Genomic DNA, 15,477 nt, shown 5'->3' with positions numbered 1-15,477 from the left:
CCGTCGCAAGAAGGAGCCGACATGCCGCGCACGCTCATTAGAAAAAACCCCAGCAACTTCAAGACACTGCCACTGCACGTCGAAGCCACCCCCGAAGGCCTGAGCTACCAGAGCGTCGGCATGCCGCTCAACTTCGCCCAGACCCTGCAACGGCGCAAACCGGTAGACGTGCCGAACGCCGAACGCTTTGCCCTGGAACTGGCCAACCTTGGGGTGTCGGTGCGACTGACGTTGCATTGGCAAAACAAGGACTACTGGGTACTCGTGCGTCAACGTCGCCAGGACCGCGGCGATGTGGTGCTCAAGCTGATCTCCGGTTACGTTCCCGCCCATGAATTGAACCTGCCGCTGCACACCGCGATCCAGGAGATTGCCGAAGAGTGCCTGCTCGAAACCCCGGAAGGCTGGCTCGGCGGGCGTTTCAACGACACATGGCTACCGGCGCCCTATTCCGCCGCCCTGCACTACCGCGAAGCCTTGCCCTTTCGCCTCAGCCCGCTGTCCGGCGCAGCGCGACCGGTGCGTTGCGCGACCACTCAGTTGATCGAGCGCCCACGGGCCTACGTGCATCTGCCCACGGCATCGCTGCAATTGATTTATGACTTGAGGCTGGAAGTACCGAAGGAAGCCAAGTCCCTGAGCCTGTTCCATGTCGACGAGCGCCTGGAAGGCGACCAATTGGTCGCCCGCCTGGATCGCCAGCGCCCCGACCTGTACCTGATGCCTCTGAAAGACGGCCAACCGCTGGCCGAGCTGTACACCGTCAAGAAAGACCAGCTGTATCCGGCGAGCACACGCGGTTTGTACCTGGCGGAAAGCTTCGCCCAACAGGAAGGCTGGTTGGTGCGCGATGAGCGAATTCGCTGGAAAGACTGGCTCAGGCAGCAAGGCCTGGCAGAACCGGAGAAAGAGTCGAAGCTCAAGCGCCTGACCGGCAAGGCCCGGCAGATGCTGCGTAAAATGGTGCCGAAAAAGGCCAGCCGCTAGGAGCGAGCACGCTCGCTCCTAGCCGTACCGAGCCTTACTCGTTATTGCGGATTTTTTCGACGATTGCGGTGGTCGAGCTGTTTTCAACCAGGCCCAATACTTTGACCTTGCCACCATAGGCGCTGACGATGTCGGCACCGACCACCTGGTCGACGGAGTAATCACCGCCCTTGACCAGCACGTCCGGCTTGACCTGGGCCAGCAGGTTTTCCGGGGTGCCTTCAGGGAAGCTGATCACCCAATCCACCGCGCCCAACCCTGCCAGTACCGCCATGCGGCGATCCACGCTGTTGATCGGGCGGCCCGGGCCTTTCAAGCGACTGACCGAAGCATCGTCGTTGACCGCAACGATCAGGCGATCACCTTGGGCACGCGCCTGTTCCAGGTAAGTCACATGGCCGGCGTGCAGAATGTCGAAGCAGCCATTGGTGAACACAATGCTTTCGTTGTGGGCCCGGGCATCGTCAATCGCCAGCAGCAACTGCTCGATACTCAGTACGCCACGCTCGGAACCTTCGGAACGCTGGATCGCCCGGCGCAACTCAGGCGCGCTGATGGCCGCCGTACCCAGCTTGCCGACCACAATACCTGCTGCCAGATTGGCCAGGGCCACGGCGTGAGGCAGCTCTTCACCTGCCGCGATAGATGCGGCCAAGGTAGAAATGACGGTGTCACCGGCACCGGTGACATCGAATACTTCACGGGCACGCGCCGGCAGGTGCATCGCCGGGTGGTCCGGGCGCAGCAGGGTCATACCGTGTTCGCCACGGGTCACCAGCAAGGCGCCCAGATCAAGGTCCGCCATCAAGCGGGCGCCCTTGTTCACCAGGTCATGCTCATCGGCGCAACCACCGACGATGGCTTCGAACTCGCTGAGGTTTGGCGTGATCAGGCTGGCGCCCCGATAAATCGAGAAGTCCTTGCCCTTGGGATCGGCCAGCACCGGAATGCCCTTGGCCTTGGCGGCCTGAATCAGCACCTGATGGTTTCTCAAGGCACCTTTTCCGTAGTCGGACAACACCAGCACCTTGATGCCTTCGAGCAACTCGTCTACCTGGCTGCCGAGCGCCAAGGCGTCGGTGGCGAAGGGTTCTTCGAAATCGATACGCAGCAACTGTTGATGCCGGCTCATGACCCGCAACTTGACGATGGTCGGCTGATGGGCAATGCGCTGGAACACCGCGCGCACGCCAGCACCGCGCAGGCTGTTGGCCAGGCTGTCGGCGGCTTCGTCGTCACCGGTCACTCCCACCAGGGAGGCTGGCGCGCCGAGTGCGGCAATATTGAGGGCAACGTTGGCAGCGCCACCTGGACGGTCTTCGATTTGCTCGACCTTGACTACCGGTACCGGTGCCTCAGGGGAAATCCGTGAGGTACCACCATGCCAGTAACGGTCGAGCATGACATCGCCGACCACCAAGACAGGGGCTTGATCGAATCGCGGCATGGACAACTTCATGGAGCAACCCACATACAAAATGAACAGGGGCGCGATATTAGCACAGGGTTACAGAAGGCTTGTGGGGGTGTGACAGAAGATGTTGCAAGAGCAGCAGGTGAGGCGGATTGCCCGCCTCACCACGGGTGTCAGGTGATATCGGCCGATACCGGCGTATCCAGGCCCATGGAGTGCAGACGGGCGTAGTAGCCGTTTTGCGCGAGCAGCTCGCCGTGGGTACCGCGCTCCACGATACGACCGTCGTCCATCACCAGGATCAGGTCGGCCTTCTCGATGGTCGACAGGCGGTGCGCGATCACCAGGGTCGTACGACCTTGCATGACCTTGTCCAATGCCGCCTGAATGTGGCGTTCGGATTCGGTGTCCAGGGCCGAGGTGGCCTCATCGAGAATCAGCAGCGGCGCGTTCTTGAGCAGTGCACGGGCAATCGCCAGACGCTGACGTTGGCCTCCGGACAACAACACGCCGTTTTCGCCAACCTGGGTATCGAAGCCCTTGGGCAATTGGTCGATGAAATCCTTGGCGTTGGCGTCCGCCGCCGCCGCTTCAACCGCTTCCCTCGGTGCACCGGCCAGGTCGCCATACGCGATGTTGTTGGTCACGGTGTCGCTGAACAGGGTCACATGCTGGGTCACCTGGGCGATATGCTTGCGCAGGTTGAGCAGCTTGTAGTCTTCGATTTCGACGCCATCGAGCAGAATCTCACCACTTTCGTGGTGGTAAAAACGCGGGATGAGGCTGGCCAGGGTCGATTTGCCGCTGCCCGAACGCCCAACCAGTGCAATCATCTGCCCGGGCTCTGCGGTGAAGCTGATGTCCTTGAGCACATGGCGCTCGGTGCCAGGGTAGGTGAAGTTCAGATGGCGCACTTCCAGGCGACCATTGACCTTGTCGCGCTCGATAGTGCCGTGGTCGACTTCAACCGCCTCGTCCAACTGCTCGAAAATGCTTTCGGCGCCGGCTACACCTTTCTGGATGGTCGAGCTGACTTCCGACAGTTGGCGGATCGGCTTGGGCAGCAAACCGGCCAGCGTGATGTAGGCCACCATGTCACCGGCGGACGCATCGCCACGAAGATACAGAACCAGGAACATCAATACCGCCATGGCGGTGTAGATCACCAATTGCAGCGCCGGCGTGTAGATCGCACCTGTACGGGTCATGCGCAGTTGCTTGTTGGTGTTGCTCTGGCTGGCCTTGAGGAAACGCTTCTCCTCGTAGACTTCACCGCCGAAGCTGCGCACCACGCGATAGCCCTGAATGGTTTCCGAGGCCACGTGGGTCACGTCCCCCATCGCCACCTGGATTTTTTTGCTCTGCTTGCGAAACTTCTTGCTGGCCGTGCTGACCATTACTGCAATCAACGGCAGGATGGCGATCATGACCAGCGTCAGGCGCCAGTTCATGAACAGCAGGGAGGCGAACAGGAATATCACCGTCATGCCTTCGCGGATGACCACCTTGATGGCATCGGTGGCCGCCCCCGTGACCATGGTCACGTTGAAGGTGATGCGGGAAATCAGGTGCCCCGAGTTGTGGTTGTCGAAGTACCGGTTGGGCAGCGTCAGCAGGTTGTTGAACAACTGCACCCGCAGATCATGGACCAGCCCCAGGGAAACCTTGGCCAACAAGTAGTTACCCAGGAATGAGCCCAGGCCCTGCCAGGCGGCGATCAATATGATCAGCAACGGCACGGCCTGCAGTAATTGCAGGTCCCGCAGGAACGGCACAGAGGGGAACAACACGGCTTGCGGATTGGAAAGGCCATCCACGAAGTACTTGAGGATGTAACCCAGCATCGGCTGGGTTGACGCGAAAATCAGAAATCCGACGATACTCAACGCGAACAAGCCCATGTAGGGCTTAACGTAACTGAGCAGGCGGAAGTATATTTTCAAGCTCGAAGGGCTTGCGCTCGGACTGGAGTCGGTCATATCACGCGGCGTTTTTAAAAAGGAGGCTGACTTTAGCACAGCTTCTCTGTTGTACTTGCACCCGGCTTACCGCTGCTCCGGGCTGGACCCGGCCGAAGACATTACATTGCCACTATTTTAAGATGGTCGGCTTTCTCTTTCTGGAATGGCTTTACTGTATGCACTCCAAGCGCCTTACTTATGGCTCAAATCGCGTTTTCGACTTCCTGGTCCTATGGATTTTGCCCATTGGCTTGTTGCTGCTCCTGAGCTCGCTGTTCTTCGTCACCAACCGCAATGTGTTGCACCGGTTCTTTTATATTACGTTCAGCGTGCCGACCTTGTTCCTGCTGTGCATACGCCCCAGGGAGCTCAAGGAGCTATTGCGTGAGCCCCTGGCGATCGCGTTTCTGGTGTTCTCCGCATGGGCGCTGACCAGCATGCTCTGGAGCCCCGAATCCACCAACGACACCGACCTGTTCAAACGGCCGTTGAACACATTCATGCTGTTCGGCGGTCTTGGACTCTTGCTGCATTACCGCAACGAGTTGTTCAAGCCGATCTTCTTCAGTGCGGCAGTGATCGCGCTGGTGGTCTGCCTGTGCAATCTGGTGGTATTCGCCAAAGGCTATCAACCCGGCGCACGCATGATCGGAGGTCGGGGAGCCCTCGACAATCCGCTACTCAGCTCCCATGTCTTCGGTTTTTTCTGTGTCTACTGGCTGTATGTCTGCATGACGACGCCGCGCCTGAAGGTCTTGTGGTTCAGCGTACCGGCGCTGGCGATCATGACCATGGCCGTCCTGGCGACTGGCTCGCGGACCCCCTTGGTTGCGTTGACGCTGGCCATCCTGTGGATGACCTTTATCAGCCGCAACCGCCGCTCGGCGCTGTTTATCGCCGGCCTGACCCTGGGCGCTATGGGGCTCTTGCTGTTTTACCCCGATGCGATCACTGGACGTGGCAGCTCGCTACGCCTTGAACTGTGGAGCATGTCGCTGCAACGTATCGCCGAGCATCCCTGGATCGGCCATAGCTACGACTCCGAGTTGTACCTGACACTGGCCGGCGGCTACCAACTGCGCGAACCCCACAGTTTTGCCCTCGGCGTGCTGTATTACGTCGGCATCATCGGTTTTATCCCATGGATATTCATGCTCGGCTGGGGCCTGTACAAGAGCCTCAAGGAGCGCGCACAGCCATTGTTCATCCTGGCCTCGTCCCTGCTGGCCTACGGTATCGGCGCCGGCCTGACCGAAGGTGGTGGCATTCTGTCGCGTCCCAAGGAGCATTGGTTCCTGCTGTGGATTCCGCTGGCAATCATCGCTGGCTTGAGCATCGCTCAGCGTCGCCGCAGCGTACTGCGCATGCGGGTGCAATCGATCAGTACAGAGACGTTTGATCGGCTATGCAGTGATGCCCATGTCATTGAGGCGGACGGCCTGGGGCCAAAAGTCCTGCGCCTGGAAGATGGCAGCTTTCTCAAGGTATTCCGCGCACGCCGCTGGTACACCTCCGGTAGCTTCAACCCGTACTCCGAGCGGTTTGCCAGTAACAGCGAGCAATTGCGCACCCTGGGCGTTGCCACGCCGCAAATCCTCGGGCTCTACCGTTTGCCCGACGCCAGCAGCGCCGTGGCGTACACGCCCCTGCCCGGGCTGACCCTGCGCCAGGCGCTGCAAAGCCTGGACAGCAGCCTGCGCGAATCGCTGATCGAGCGGTTCGGACGATTCATTGCCCAGTTGCACGAGCGCGGCGTGTACTTCCGTTCGTTGCACTTGGGCAATGTGTTGTTGATGGACGATGGTGAGTTCGGCCTGATCGATGTAGCAGACCTGCGCGTCTATCCATCGCCACTGCGTCACGCACTGCGCCAACGCAATCTGCGCCATATGCAACGCTACCCGCAGGACCGCAACTGGCTGTTCGAAACCCATTTCGAACAACTGCTCAAAGGGTACGCGTCGGTTGCCAGTCACGCCGCCACAGCGAAAATCAGCGAGCAAGTGCTCAGCCAGGCCCGTCCCGCCAGCTGATAAAAAAGGCGACTATCACTGCTGATAGTCGCCTTTTTCATGTCCCTTGCCGTCTCAGCTTCTGAGCGGTGTCAGATAGAGCCGCACCAACCCGCGCAGCGTCTTGCGCCCCCAGAACTTCAACGGGATCTGCTTGAGAATCTCCCGCGCCAGCGGCCGATCACGGTCGGCGGTCTTGAGGAACATCGAGTTCAGGAAGTTGTAACGAACCTGATCATAAGCCGGGTGATCGCTGAACAAGCCATAGGTCTTGAGAATGTTCTGGATCATGTAGCGATGGTTCTTGTACGTATTGGTAGCGTGCTGGCGATAGCGCGCCATCACCACGCCCAACACGTCGATGGTGTAGCCCGCATGGGCGATCTTCAGCTCGATCAGCAGGTCTTCCAGAGGAATCAACGGATCGAAACCACCGACCTCCATCAGCGCCTGCTGGCGGATCATCAGGGTTGGCGCCGGGGGAAAGGGTTTGCGATCCATGAACAGATCATCAAAATCCAGGCTGCGAAACGGCAGGTCGCGGTGCTGCTTTTTCTCCGGGTACGGCTTACCGTCCCCATCGATCAGCTCGATGTTGCCGGCGCAGATACCGACCTTCGGCTTGCCTTCCATGTAGGCCACCTGGGTCGCAATACGCTCGGGCAGCATGATGTCATCGGAGCCGAACGGGACGATCAGGCTGCCCTTGGCGCGGGCGATGGCACCGTTAAGGGTGTTGGTCAGGCCTTGGTTCTGCTGCACTTGGAAATCAAAGCCGTGCTCGGCCTGCAAACGTCGGATGCGTTCGACGCTGTCATCCTTGGAACCGTCATCCACCACCAGCAGCTCGATGTGCGGGTAGGTCTGCTCAAGCACGCTAAGTATGCTCTGCTCGATGTACGGGCCGTGGTTGTAGGACGCAATGATCACCGAGACCAGGGGTAGTTGCTCACTCATGCTCGACCTACTTCACGCAAACCGGTTTCAATCAGGGTCAGGTACTTCTGTTTGAATTCGTCGAGCGTGTGGTTGGCCACCAGATAACGGAACACCTCTTCACCCTTGGCACGCAACTGCTCATCGCTCAAGGCCAGGTAAGTGTCCAGGGCGGCGGTCAATTGCTCGACGTTGCCCGGGTCATGGGAAAGGCCGCCGGCGCCCTGCACCAGCGGCAGCATGGCCGGGCCGTTGGACGCAATCACCGGCAGGTGCCCGCTCATACCTTCCAGCAGCGCCAGGCCCAGTCCCTCGAACAGCGAAGGCATGGTCCAGATATCAAAGCCACGCACGTACTTCATGCCGTCCTCACGGAACCCCAGCAGGTGCGCGCGGCCGTTCAGCCCCAGGCGCTCAATGTCGGCACGCAGGTCGGCTTCCGCGCGACCCGAGCCGATGATGCCCACCTGAGCTTCGGGGTATTTGTCCTTGAGGTTGGCAAAAGCCTGCAGCAGATGGGTGTGCCCCTTGATCGGCACCAGCCGCCCCAGCGCGCCGATCATCCGCGCATCCATGGACAGGCCAAGGGCCTTGCGTGCGTCCTCGCGGCTCAGCTGAAGAGCTTCCGCCTGGGGAATATCGATGGCATTGGTGACGTAAGTGGTGTTCTCACGGGTGAACCCGCAGTTGAGGTCCACGAGGTAATCCTTCACCGCCTCCGACACTCCGACAAAACGCCAGGCAGGGCTGACCCAGCGCCGGGTCTGGCGACGACGGTAGCCACGCGCATATTCGCCAAACCCGTGGGAGATGCCAATGCACAGTGGGATCTTCAGCCAACGGTTGAGCGACAGCATCATGTTCACCGACTTGAAGCGGTTACAGATGACTACGTCGAATTTCTGTTCGCGGCAATACTTGTAGATCTGCCACATGGCGCCGAAGCGGATACCCTTGAGGGACTTCTCCGGCAGCTCGAAATAGTGAGAATGCTCAGCCACGCTCAAGGGCTGCCCAGGCAGCGGACGGCCGCTGAGGAACCCCGATGTCACCTCGAAACGCTCGGTCGGCAAAGACTTGACGATCTGCTCGCCAAGGTCGGCGAAGTCATTGGTCTTGACGTTGTAGTCCGGCTGTAACTGCAAAACCTTGAAACGAGGCTTCATATCTCTCCATGCAGCGATCTGGCTACGGGCACGCGGCCCGGTAAAAAAAAGCGACAGGCGAATTCACGCCGGCCTTCAATAGGGTCTCAGTCCTGCTTCAGGACCCATAGCAGCTCGTGACGACGCACGGCCTTGCGAAAGAACTCGTTCTCGCCATAAGGCGACGGAGCACGGCCCGCCAACAGTTGCTGCAGCCACCGGCGCAGGCGACGCTTGAACGGCACTCGCGGTTGCAGGTCATGCATCATGCCCAAGGCCATGGCCTTGTCCTGCTGCTGGCTCAAGGCGAGCGTGAAGCTGCAAGGCACCAGCTCGACGCCCGAGTCGAAGCGCGGCGGCAGTGCCACACCGGCCCCCGAATCGCCCATGGGCCAGCGGTCGTTATCATGCAGGTGGTTGGCGTAACCGAGCAACGTATCGGGCTGCCACTCCAGCTCTTGCAGAGCCTCGAGTATCGCCGCGTAGGCGCAGATATGATCCGCGTGAGGGTCCAGCAGCGGCGTCGGCAACACGATCACCTGCGGACGCGCCTTGAGCAACAGCGCTCGCAAGTCGGCGATCAGGTTACTCCAGGTCGGCGCGCCGTCCACATCTCCCGGCAGGGTGAACCCGTTGAACTGACGAAACAGCCGCGTATCGTTCAAGTCGGCTTCACGGGAAGCCTGGGGTTCATTCGGCGCCGCCTGCATGGCCTGCAATTGCATGCAGAAGTAACCCAATTGCACGCACTGCGCCTCGGGCACCCCGGCCCAGCGAGGCACCGCGACGCTGTCCCAGGCGCGCAGGCGCCCTTTGATCCGTGCGGCCTGGGCCACAGGCATACCCATCTGCCGGTAATGTTCGGCTTCAATTTCACCCGCCGTCAGGGTGACGATCCAGCTTTCGGCAGCCTGGCTGTAAAGGCTGAATGCAGCCAGCTCGGCATCGTCGGCGTGGGGCGCAATCACCATGACGCGTTGCTGGCGATAGTCCGGCTGTCGGAAACGCCACAGGGTCGGCTGGCCCTTAATCCGACACCAGCGCCCGCGCAGTTCGAGCTTGCCCGCCGACAACGCTTCGCCGGCGCCTGTAAGGTTGAGGTAGCGCCGCCCTGCCACCCCACGTTCGAAAACCTGCCGGTCAGGCGCTTCCAGGCCCAGCAACTCCACCGCCGGATCCACGAAACGACCGAGCCACGAACTCTTCAGCTCAACACCGACGATCAGGGTTTCATCAGCCTCCAGCGGCGTATCCAGCATCAGCCGCCCCGCCTCCAGACGTAAACCCGGCTGCTCGCTGCCCGCGGGAAAAGCGTACGCATAGTCGTCTTTGGGCGAGTAGAACAAATGATCGGCAAACCACGCTTCGTGGGCTGCCCACAGCACGACCGCCAGCACCAACGGCAACCACCAGGCCACCAGCACGCCAGCCGCGATCAACCCCAACAGGCCGATCAACAGGGCAATGCGTTTGTTGCGCCGATGGCGCTTGAGCAATTGCTGCTTGCGACTCATACGCTGAACACCGGCACCGGGTTGCACCAGCGCTCCTTGTATTCACGGTCGGAACGCCCGAAAGAGAAACGCAGCGCCTTGCCGGCCGCCCGCGCCTGCTCCCAGGCACTTTGGGTGTTGAGAAAGCTCAGCACGCTACCGGGGCTGAATGCGCGGGTCTCAGGGTCGACACCACCATTGACATATTCGGCGCTGAACCACTCGGTGGACTGCACTTGATACACCAGTTGCACGGCAATTGGCGCGCCATTGAGGAACAGCACCGAGCCGAACAGAAACTCCTTGAGCAACTCAAGCACCTCGGCCAGACGCGCCGCACCCGCGGCCGGGAACCCCCAGCGGCGCTGGAACAGGTCGCAATAAATCGCCGCCAGTTCCTCACTGGAAAACTCACTCACCGCCCGCACCACGCCGCCCGCCTCTTCAAGCAGACGCAACTCACGACGCTGGTTGTAGCGAAACTTCTTCGACAGGTCTTCGGGAGTGCGCGCCATGGCCAACTGCTCGGCCTGGGGCTTGAGCGTGCTGACACGGCCTTCATTCAGCGACGACAGGTAGCGCGCACGATGGCGCAGCGGTACCTGCGCCTGGGCGGCGATCGGCAGAATGATCTCGGCATTGCCCAGGTCAAACAGGCCTTTCTTGCCACGGCGCTTGAGTACGTCCTTGGACAGGGCCAGGTCGCGCCCCCAAGTGGCTATCGCCCCCTTGAGTTCACCGTCCTGCTCCCAGCCCAGGTAACGCACCGGAATCTGCGCCAGGCCGGCCAGGCGCTCGATCACCTGTGGATGAGTCGCCACACTGCCGCCGTAACGCTGCCAGGCTTGGGCGTAAACCTCGGCCTCGACAGGCGCCCAGCCACGTTCACGCCAACCCTGGAAGCGGTTCAGCATTCAGACCACAGCGTCATAAGGGTCCACGCCGTCTTTAACGACCAGGATGTCTTCCATGATCAGGTACTGCAGGTCGGAGCCGAAGAACATGTTCAAGGCATCGGTCGGCGAGCAGATCATCGCTTCGCCACGACGGTTGAGCGACGTGTTCAGGGACACCCCGTTGCCGGTCAGCACTTCCAGCTCTTTCATCATGTCGTAATAGCGCGGGTTGTATTCGCGCTTGAGCACCTGGGCACGGGAGGTACCATCTTCATGGACCACTTCCGGCACACGGGCCTTCCACTCTTCCGCCACTTCAAAGGTGAAGGTCATGAAGGGTGCCGGATGATCGACCTTGATCATCTGCGGGGCCACGGTGTCGAGCATCGACGGGCAGAAAGGCCTCCAGCGTTCGCGGAACTTGATCTGGTGGTTGATGCGGTCAGCCACGCCGGTGGCGCTTGGACAGCCGATGATCGAACGGCCGCCCAACGCACGCGGACCGAACTCCATGCGGCCCTGGAACCAGGCCACCGGGTTGCCATCGACCATGATCCTGGCGATACGCTCAGGCATGTTCTCGATCTTGCGCCAGTTCGGCTTGCTCTCGTGCCTGGCACACGCGGCGATCACATCTTCGTTGCTGTAGGACGGGCCGAGGTAGACGTGTTCCATCTTCTCGACCGGTACGCCACGGGCGTGGGACACATAGGCCGCCGCGCCAACCGCAGTGCCGGCATCGCCGGACGCCGGTTGCACGAACAGCTCTTTCACATCGTCACGAGCGATGATCTTCTGGTTCAGCTTGACGTTCAGCGCGCAGCCGCCGGCGAAGGCCAGCTTGCCGGTTTCCTTGAGGATGTCGCCCAGGTAATGGTCGATCATCTGCAGGGCCAGTTTCTCGAACAGCGCTTGCATGCTGGCGGCGTAGTGGATGTACGGCTCGTCGGCAATATCGCCTTCGCGCTTGGGCCCCAGCCACTCGATCAGTTTTGGCGAGAAATAGAAGCCCTTGCCTTTCTCTTTGTAGCGACGCAGGCCAATGACGTTGGCGTAGTCGGTGTTGATCAGCAATTCGCCGTTTTCGAAAGACGCCAAGCGCGAGAAGTCGTATTTGCTGGCGTCGCCGTACGGCGCCATGCCCATGACCTTGAACTCACCGTCGAGCATCTCGAAACCGAGGAACTCGGTGATTGCGCCGTACAGGCCGCCCAGGGAGTCCGGATCGTAGAACTCCTTGATCTTGTGGATCTTGCCGTTTTCGCCGTAGCCGAAGAACGTGGTGGCGTACTCACCTTTGCCGTCGATGCCCAGGATCGCGGTTTTCTCCTGGAAGCCCGAGCAGTGATAGGCGCTGGAAGCGTGGGCCAGGTGGTGTTCAACCGGCTCGATCTTGATCTTCTTCGGATCGAAACCCAGTTGCTCCAGGCACCAGACAATCTTGTTGCGATAGCGCTTGTAGCGACGGTTGCCCATCAGGATCGCGTCAAGCGCGCGGTCCGGGGCGTACCAGTAACGCTTGGCGTAGTGCCAGCGTGCCTCACCGAACAGGCTGATCGGGGCGAACGGGATGGCTACCACGTCAACGTCGGAAGGCTTGATGCCGGCCTGCTCCAGGCAGAACTTCGCCGACTCGTAAGGCATGCGGTTCTTTGCATGTTTGTCGCGTACGAAGCGCTCTTCTTCGGCGGCCGCGATCAGCTTGCCGTCGATATACAAGGCTGCGGAAGGATCATGGCTAAGGGCGCCGGACAGGCCAAGAATCGTCAATGCCACAGGGGTCTAGCCTCTTTTAGTCTGCATGCAGGCGGGTTGCGCCTGAAAAAAGTGTGCCTCCCACCTCGGCGGGAAACAGCTAAAGGGCGGGATTATAGCTTAAAAGCAGTGCAAGACTGTTAGCGCCAAGAGGATCGGCGAGGCTTAACGGTACACATCGATATTGCCGTACTCGACCTGCCGGTACAGGGTGTAAGGCAGAACGACCGTATCAAACGCCCCCGACACGGCGATATCCGCCAGCACAACAGGTATGAGCACACCGGTGGGGTCCGGCGCAGCGTGCAGCAGGCAGAAATCAAACGCCACGCCGCTGTAGACACGAGGAATGGATGCACAGTAGGTTTTTTGCTTGCGCAACTCCCGGGTCGCTGCGACATCTTCACGCAGTACCGTGTTAAGTGTGCCGCAGCCACTTATCGTCAGCGAAACCAGACCCAGTGCCACAGCAGTTGTTATTTTCATGGCGAGACTCCAGTGAGGGTCCGCCACGCTAGCACCCGAGCTGTTCAGGGTTCAGCCCAGCCCCACCGCTACAACGCGTAGGAGGCTTCCGAAATGCGAAAAATCTGCCAAACCTCTAAACTCGCGCCCTTTTGCGCGTTTACACACCAGGCGCCCCGCATTCCGGCTGACTCATGAAAACCCTCGCTCGCATCACCTTCCTACTACCTGGCCTGTTCGCCCTGTGCGATACCGCCAAGGCCGACGACACCGCCATCATCCTCGATCCCAGCGTGGTCACCGGCTCGCGCAGCGCCAGCCCGACCTTCGACCTGCCGTACTCGGTAGACAGCATCAGCCACGAGCAGATCAGCGACGGCCAACTGGGCATCAACGCCTCCGAAGCCCTGTCCCGTGTACCCGGCCTGGTGGTGCAGAACCGCCAGAACTACGCTCAGGACCTGCAGGTTTCCTCTCGCGGCTTCGGTGCGCGCTCGGCGTTTGGCGTACGCGGCATCAAACTGATTGCCGACGGCATACCCGCCAGCACTCCGGACGGCCAAGGCCAGGCGGCCACCTTCAACCTCGACACCGCTGAACGTATTGAAGTGCTGCGCGGCCCCGCAGCCACGCTGTACGGCAGTAACGCTGGCGGGGTGATCCAGATGTTCTCCCGCGACGGCGAAGGCCCACCGCGCATCGGCGCGGAAACCTTGGTGGGCAGCGACGGCCTGAACAAAAACCACCTGACGGCCGAAGGCGCGGCAAACGGTGCCGGCTTCGTGCTCGATGCCTCACGCATGGACACCGATGGCTACCGCGACCACAGCAGCGCGCGCCGCGACCAGACCTTCGCCAAGCTCAACGTCCAGCCGGATGAAGACAGCAAACTGGCGCTGATCTACAGCAGCCTGGAGCAAAACGGCACGCAGGACCCGCTGGGGCAGACCTGGGCGGCGTACAAGGCCGACCCACGCTCGGTCACACCGGCCGCACTGCAGTACAACACGCGCAAAAGTATCGATCATCAGCAACTGGGCCTGAATTACGAACGCTATTTCGGCGATGCGACACTGCAGGTGAATGCCTACACGGGCCGCCGGAGCGTGATTCAATATTTGTCGATTCGAGGTGGCACTCCACCCGACAGGCGCGGTGGCGTCGTGGACTTCGACCGCAAACTCTACGGTGGCTCCGTCCACTGGCTGCAACCCATCACCAGCGCGCCCGGCGACCTCACCCTGATCACCGGCCTCGACTACGACCGCAGCCAGGATGATCGCCAGGGTTATTCCAATACGCTCAACGGTGTACATGGCGTCAAGGGTGCCCTGGGTCGCGATGAAGTCGACACCGCCACCAGCCTCGACCCGTTTGTGCAGGCCAACTGGCTGCTGGGCGACTGGACCCTGCAAGCCGGCCTGCGCCACAGCACCATGAAGATGGATGTAAGCGACCATTTCCTCAGCGACGGTAACGACAGCGGCAACAAGACCTACCAGAAGAACACACCTTCGGTGAGCGTTATGTACGCCTTTACGCCCGACCTACACGGCTATGTAAGTGCGGGCAAAGGCTTCGAAACGCCTACCCAGGCCGAATCGGCTTACTCCAGCACCTCGAACGGCTTTAACTTTGCGCTCAAGCCGTCGGTCAGCACCCAGTACGAAATGGGGCTCAAAGCACGCATCGGACAGGACACCCGGCTTAACGCAGCGGTGTTCCAGATCACCACCGAAGACGAGTTGGTGGTGCAACAGTCCAGTGGTGGTCGCACCACCTATCAGAACGCCGGCCGTACCCTGCGCCGAGGCTTCGAATTGGGCATCGAAAGCCAACTGACGGAACAGTGGAGTACCAACCTTGCCTATACCCGCCTGCAAGCCACCTATGACAGCGACTTCATTGGCGGCGGCAACCCCGTGGAAAAAGGCAACTACCTGCCCGGCGTCCCACAAACCACCCTGTTCGCCGAGCTGAACTGGAAGCCCCGCGACTGGGTCAGCACCGCCCTGGAAGGCATGTACCGCAGCAAGGTCTACGTCGAAGACACCAACCAGCAACACGCAGCGCCAGGCTATAGCGTGTTCAACTGGCGTGCACGGTTCGAGCAGAAGGTGGAGCACTGGACCTTTCACCAGACACTGCGCCTGGATAACTTGCTGGATCGCCAGTATGTCGGCTCGGTCATTGTGGGGGATGGCAACGGCCGCTATTACGAAGCGGCCCCTGGGCGGTCGTGGTATGCAGGGGCTGGGGCTGAGTACCAGTTCTAGGATCACCACAACGCAAAATGTGGGAGCAAGCCACCTGCCCTAATACCAGTCGTTAAGGGTGAACGCTGTATGTGTGGCGAGGGAGCTTGCTCCCGTTAGGCCGCAAAGCGGCCCCGCTCTTTGTTTACAAAGCATGG

At 60.6% G+C, this 15,477-nt stretch carries 11 protein-coding genes; 3 read left to right on the top strand and 8 right to left on the bottom strand.

The features are described from left to right. The first annotated feature begins 21 nt into the window (after nucleotides 1-21). Nucleotides 22-987: a metal ABC transporter ATPase gene (locus M5B97_RS18205; protein WP_123716146.1), complete on the top strand. Its 966-nt coding sequence runs from the start codon at nucleotides 22-24 to the stop codon at nucleotides 985-987. Between the two features lie 34 nt (nucleotides 988-1,021). Here M5B97_RS18205 and hldE read toward each other — a convergent pair whose 3' ends face one another. Both hldE and msbA read right to left on the bottom strand, forming a co-directional pair. Next, entirely contained in the window at nucleotides 1,022-2,446 is a 1,425-nt protein-coding gene (gene hldE / locus M5B97_RS18200) for a bifunctional D-glycero-beta-D-manno-heptose-7-phosphate kinase/D-glycero-beta-D-manno-heptose 1-phosphate adenylyltransferase HldE (protein WP_123716147.1), read from the bottom strand. A 128-nt stretch (nucleotides 2,447-2,574) separates the two neighbouring features. Then, the gene (msbA, locus tag M5B97_RS18195; RefSeq protein ID WP_134661024.1) at nucleotides 2,575-4,380 is read right to left on the bottom strand and encodes a lipid A export permease/ATP-binding protein MsbA; all 1,806 of its coding nucleotides are present in this window, start codon (nucleotides 4,378-4,380) and stop codon (nucleotides 2,575-2,577) included. Nucleotides 4,381-4,538: 158 nt separating this feature from the next. On the opposite strand from msbA, the gene M5B97_RS18190 reads away from it, so the two are divergent. After that, nucleotides 4,539-6,395: a bifunctional O-antigen ligase/aminoglycoside phosphotransferase family protein gene (locus M5B97_RS18190; RefSeq protein ID WP_248732242.1), complete on the top strand. Its 1,857-nt coding sequence runs from the start codon at nucleotides 4,539-4,541 to the stop codon at nucleotides 6,393-6,395. A gap of 54 nt (nucleotides 6,396-6,449) precedes the next feature. Here M5B97_RS18190 and M5B97_RS18185 read toward each other — a convergent pair whose 3' ends face one another. The 6 genes from M5B97_RS18185 to M5B97_RS18160 all read right to left on the bottom strand — a co-directional run bounded on the left by M5B97_RS18185 (nucleotide 6,450) and on the right by M5B97_RS18160 (nucleotide 13,085). Then, the gene (locus tag M5B97_RS18185) at nucleotides 6,450-7,331 is read right to left on the bottom strand and encodes a glycosyltransferase (RefSeq protein ID WP_248732241.1); all 882 of its coding nucleotides are present in this window, start codon (nucleotides 7,329-7,331) and stop codon (nucleotides 6,450-6,452) included. Then, nucleotides 7,328-8,476, bottom strand: a complete 1,149-nt coding sequence (locus M5B97_RS18180) for a glycosyltransferase (RefSeq protein ID WP_123716149.1) — start codon at nucleotides 8,474-8,476, stop codon at nucleotides 7,328-7,330. The genes M5B97_RS18185 and M5B97_RS18180 overlap by 4 nt, the downstream gene beginning before the upstream one ends. An 86-nt stretch (nucleotides 8,477-8,562) precedes the next feature. Then, entirely contained in the window at nucleotides 8,563-9,969 is a 1,407-nt protein-coding gene (locus tag M5B97_RS18175; protein ID WP_248732240.1) for a PIG-L family deacetylase, read from the bottom strand. Next, nucleotides 9,966-10,862, bottom strand: coding sequence for a GNAT family N-acetyltransferase (locus M5B97_RS18170; protein ID WP_248732239.1), 897 nt, complete (start codon nucleotides 10,860-10,862; stop codon nucleotides 9,966-9,968). The genes M5B97_RS18175 and M5B97_RS18170 overlap by 4 nt, the downstream gene beginning before the upstream one ends. Continuing rightward, nucleotides 10,863-12,620: a carbamoyltransferase gene (locus tag M5B97_RS18165; RefSeq protein ID WP_248732238.1), complete on the bottom strand. Its 1,758-nt coding sequence runs from the start codon at nucleotides 12,618-12,620 to the stop codon at nucleotides 10,863-10,865. 144 nt (nucleotides 12,621-12,764) lie between these two features. Then, complete coding sequence (locus M5B97_RS18160) at nucleotides 12,765-13,085, bottom strand: YceK/YidQ family lipoprotein (RefSeq protein WP_248732237.1); 321 nt, start codon at nucleotides 13,083-13,085, stop codon at nucleotides 12,765-12,767. A 173-nt stretch (nucleotides 13,086-13,258) separates the two neighbouring features. On the opposite strand from M5B97_RS18160, the gene M5B97_RS18155 reads away from it, so the two are divergent. Continuing rightward, entirely contained in the window at nucleotides 13,259-15,340 is a 2,082-nt protein-coding gene (locus M5B97_RS18155; protein ID WP_248732236.1) for a TonB-dependent receptor, read from the top strand. Nucleotides 15,341-15,477 lie beyond the last annotated feature (137 nt).

The sequence above is a fragment of the Pseudomonas sp. MWU13-2517 genome, assembly GCF_023242545.1.
GTDB lineage: Bacteria > Pseudomonadota > Gammaproteobacteria > Pseudomonadales > Pseudomonadaceae > Aquipseudomonas.
This window is presented reverse-complemented; position numbering and strand designations above follow the sequence as displayed.

What these genes read in the sequence shown, in the direction of transcription:
- M5B97_RS18170 (WP_248732239.1), bottom strand. Translation starts at nt 10,862, where the DNA reads ATGCTGAACCGCTTCCAGGGTTGGCGTGAACGTGGCTGGGCGCCTGTC.
- M5B97_RS18160 (WP_248732237.1), bottom strand. Translation starts at nt 13,085, where the DNA reads ATGAAAATAACAACTGCTGTGGCACTGGGTCTGGTTTCGCTGACGATA.
- M5B97_RS18185 (WP_248732241.1), bottom strand. Translation starts at nt 7,331, where the DNA reads ATGAGTGAGCAACTACCCCTGGTCTCGGTGATCATTGCGTCCTACAAC.
- M5B97_RS18175 (WP_248732240.1), bottom strand. Translation starts at nt 9,969, where the DNA reads ATGAGTCGCAAGCAGCAATTGCTCAAGCGCCATCGGCGCAACAAACGC.
- M5B97_RS18205 (WP_123716146.1), top strand. Translation starts at nt 22, where the DNA reads ATGCCGCGCACGCTCATTAGAAAAAACCCCAGCAACTTCAAGACACTG.
- M5B97_RS18180 (WP_123716149.1), bottom strand. Translation starts at nt 8,476, where the DNA reads ATGAAGCCTCGTTTCAAGGTTTTGCAGTTACAGCCGGACTACAACGTC.
- M5B97_RS18155 (WP_248732236.1), top strand. Translation starts at nt 13,259, where the DNA reads ATGAAAACCCTCGCTCGCATCACCTTCCTACTACCTGGCCTGTTCGCC.
- M5B97_RS18190 (WP_248732242.1), top strand. Translation starts at nt 4,539, where the DNA reads ATGCACTCCAAGCGCCTTACTTATGGCTCAAATCGCGTTTTCGACTTC.
- hldE (WP_123716147.1), bottom strand. Translation starts at nt 2,446, where the DNA reads ATGAAGTTGTCCATGCCGCGATTCGATCAAGCCCCTGTCTTGGTGGTC.
- msbA (WP_134661024.1), bottom strand. Translation starts at nt 4,380, where the DNA reads ATGACCGACTCCAGTCCGAGCGCAAGCCCTTCGAGCTTGAAAATATAC.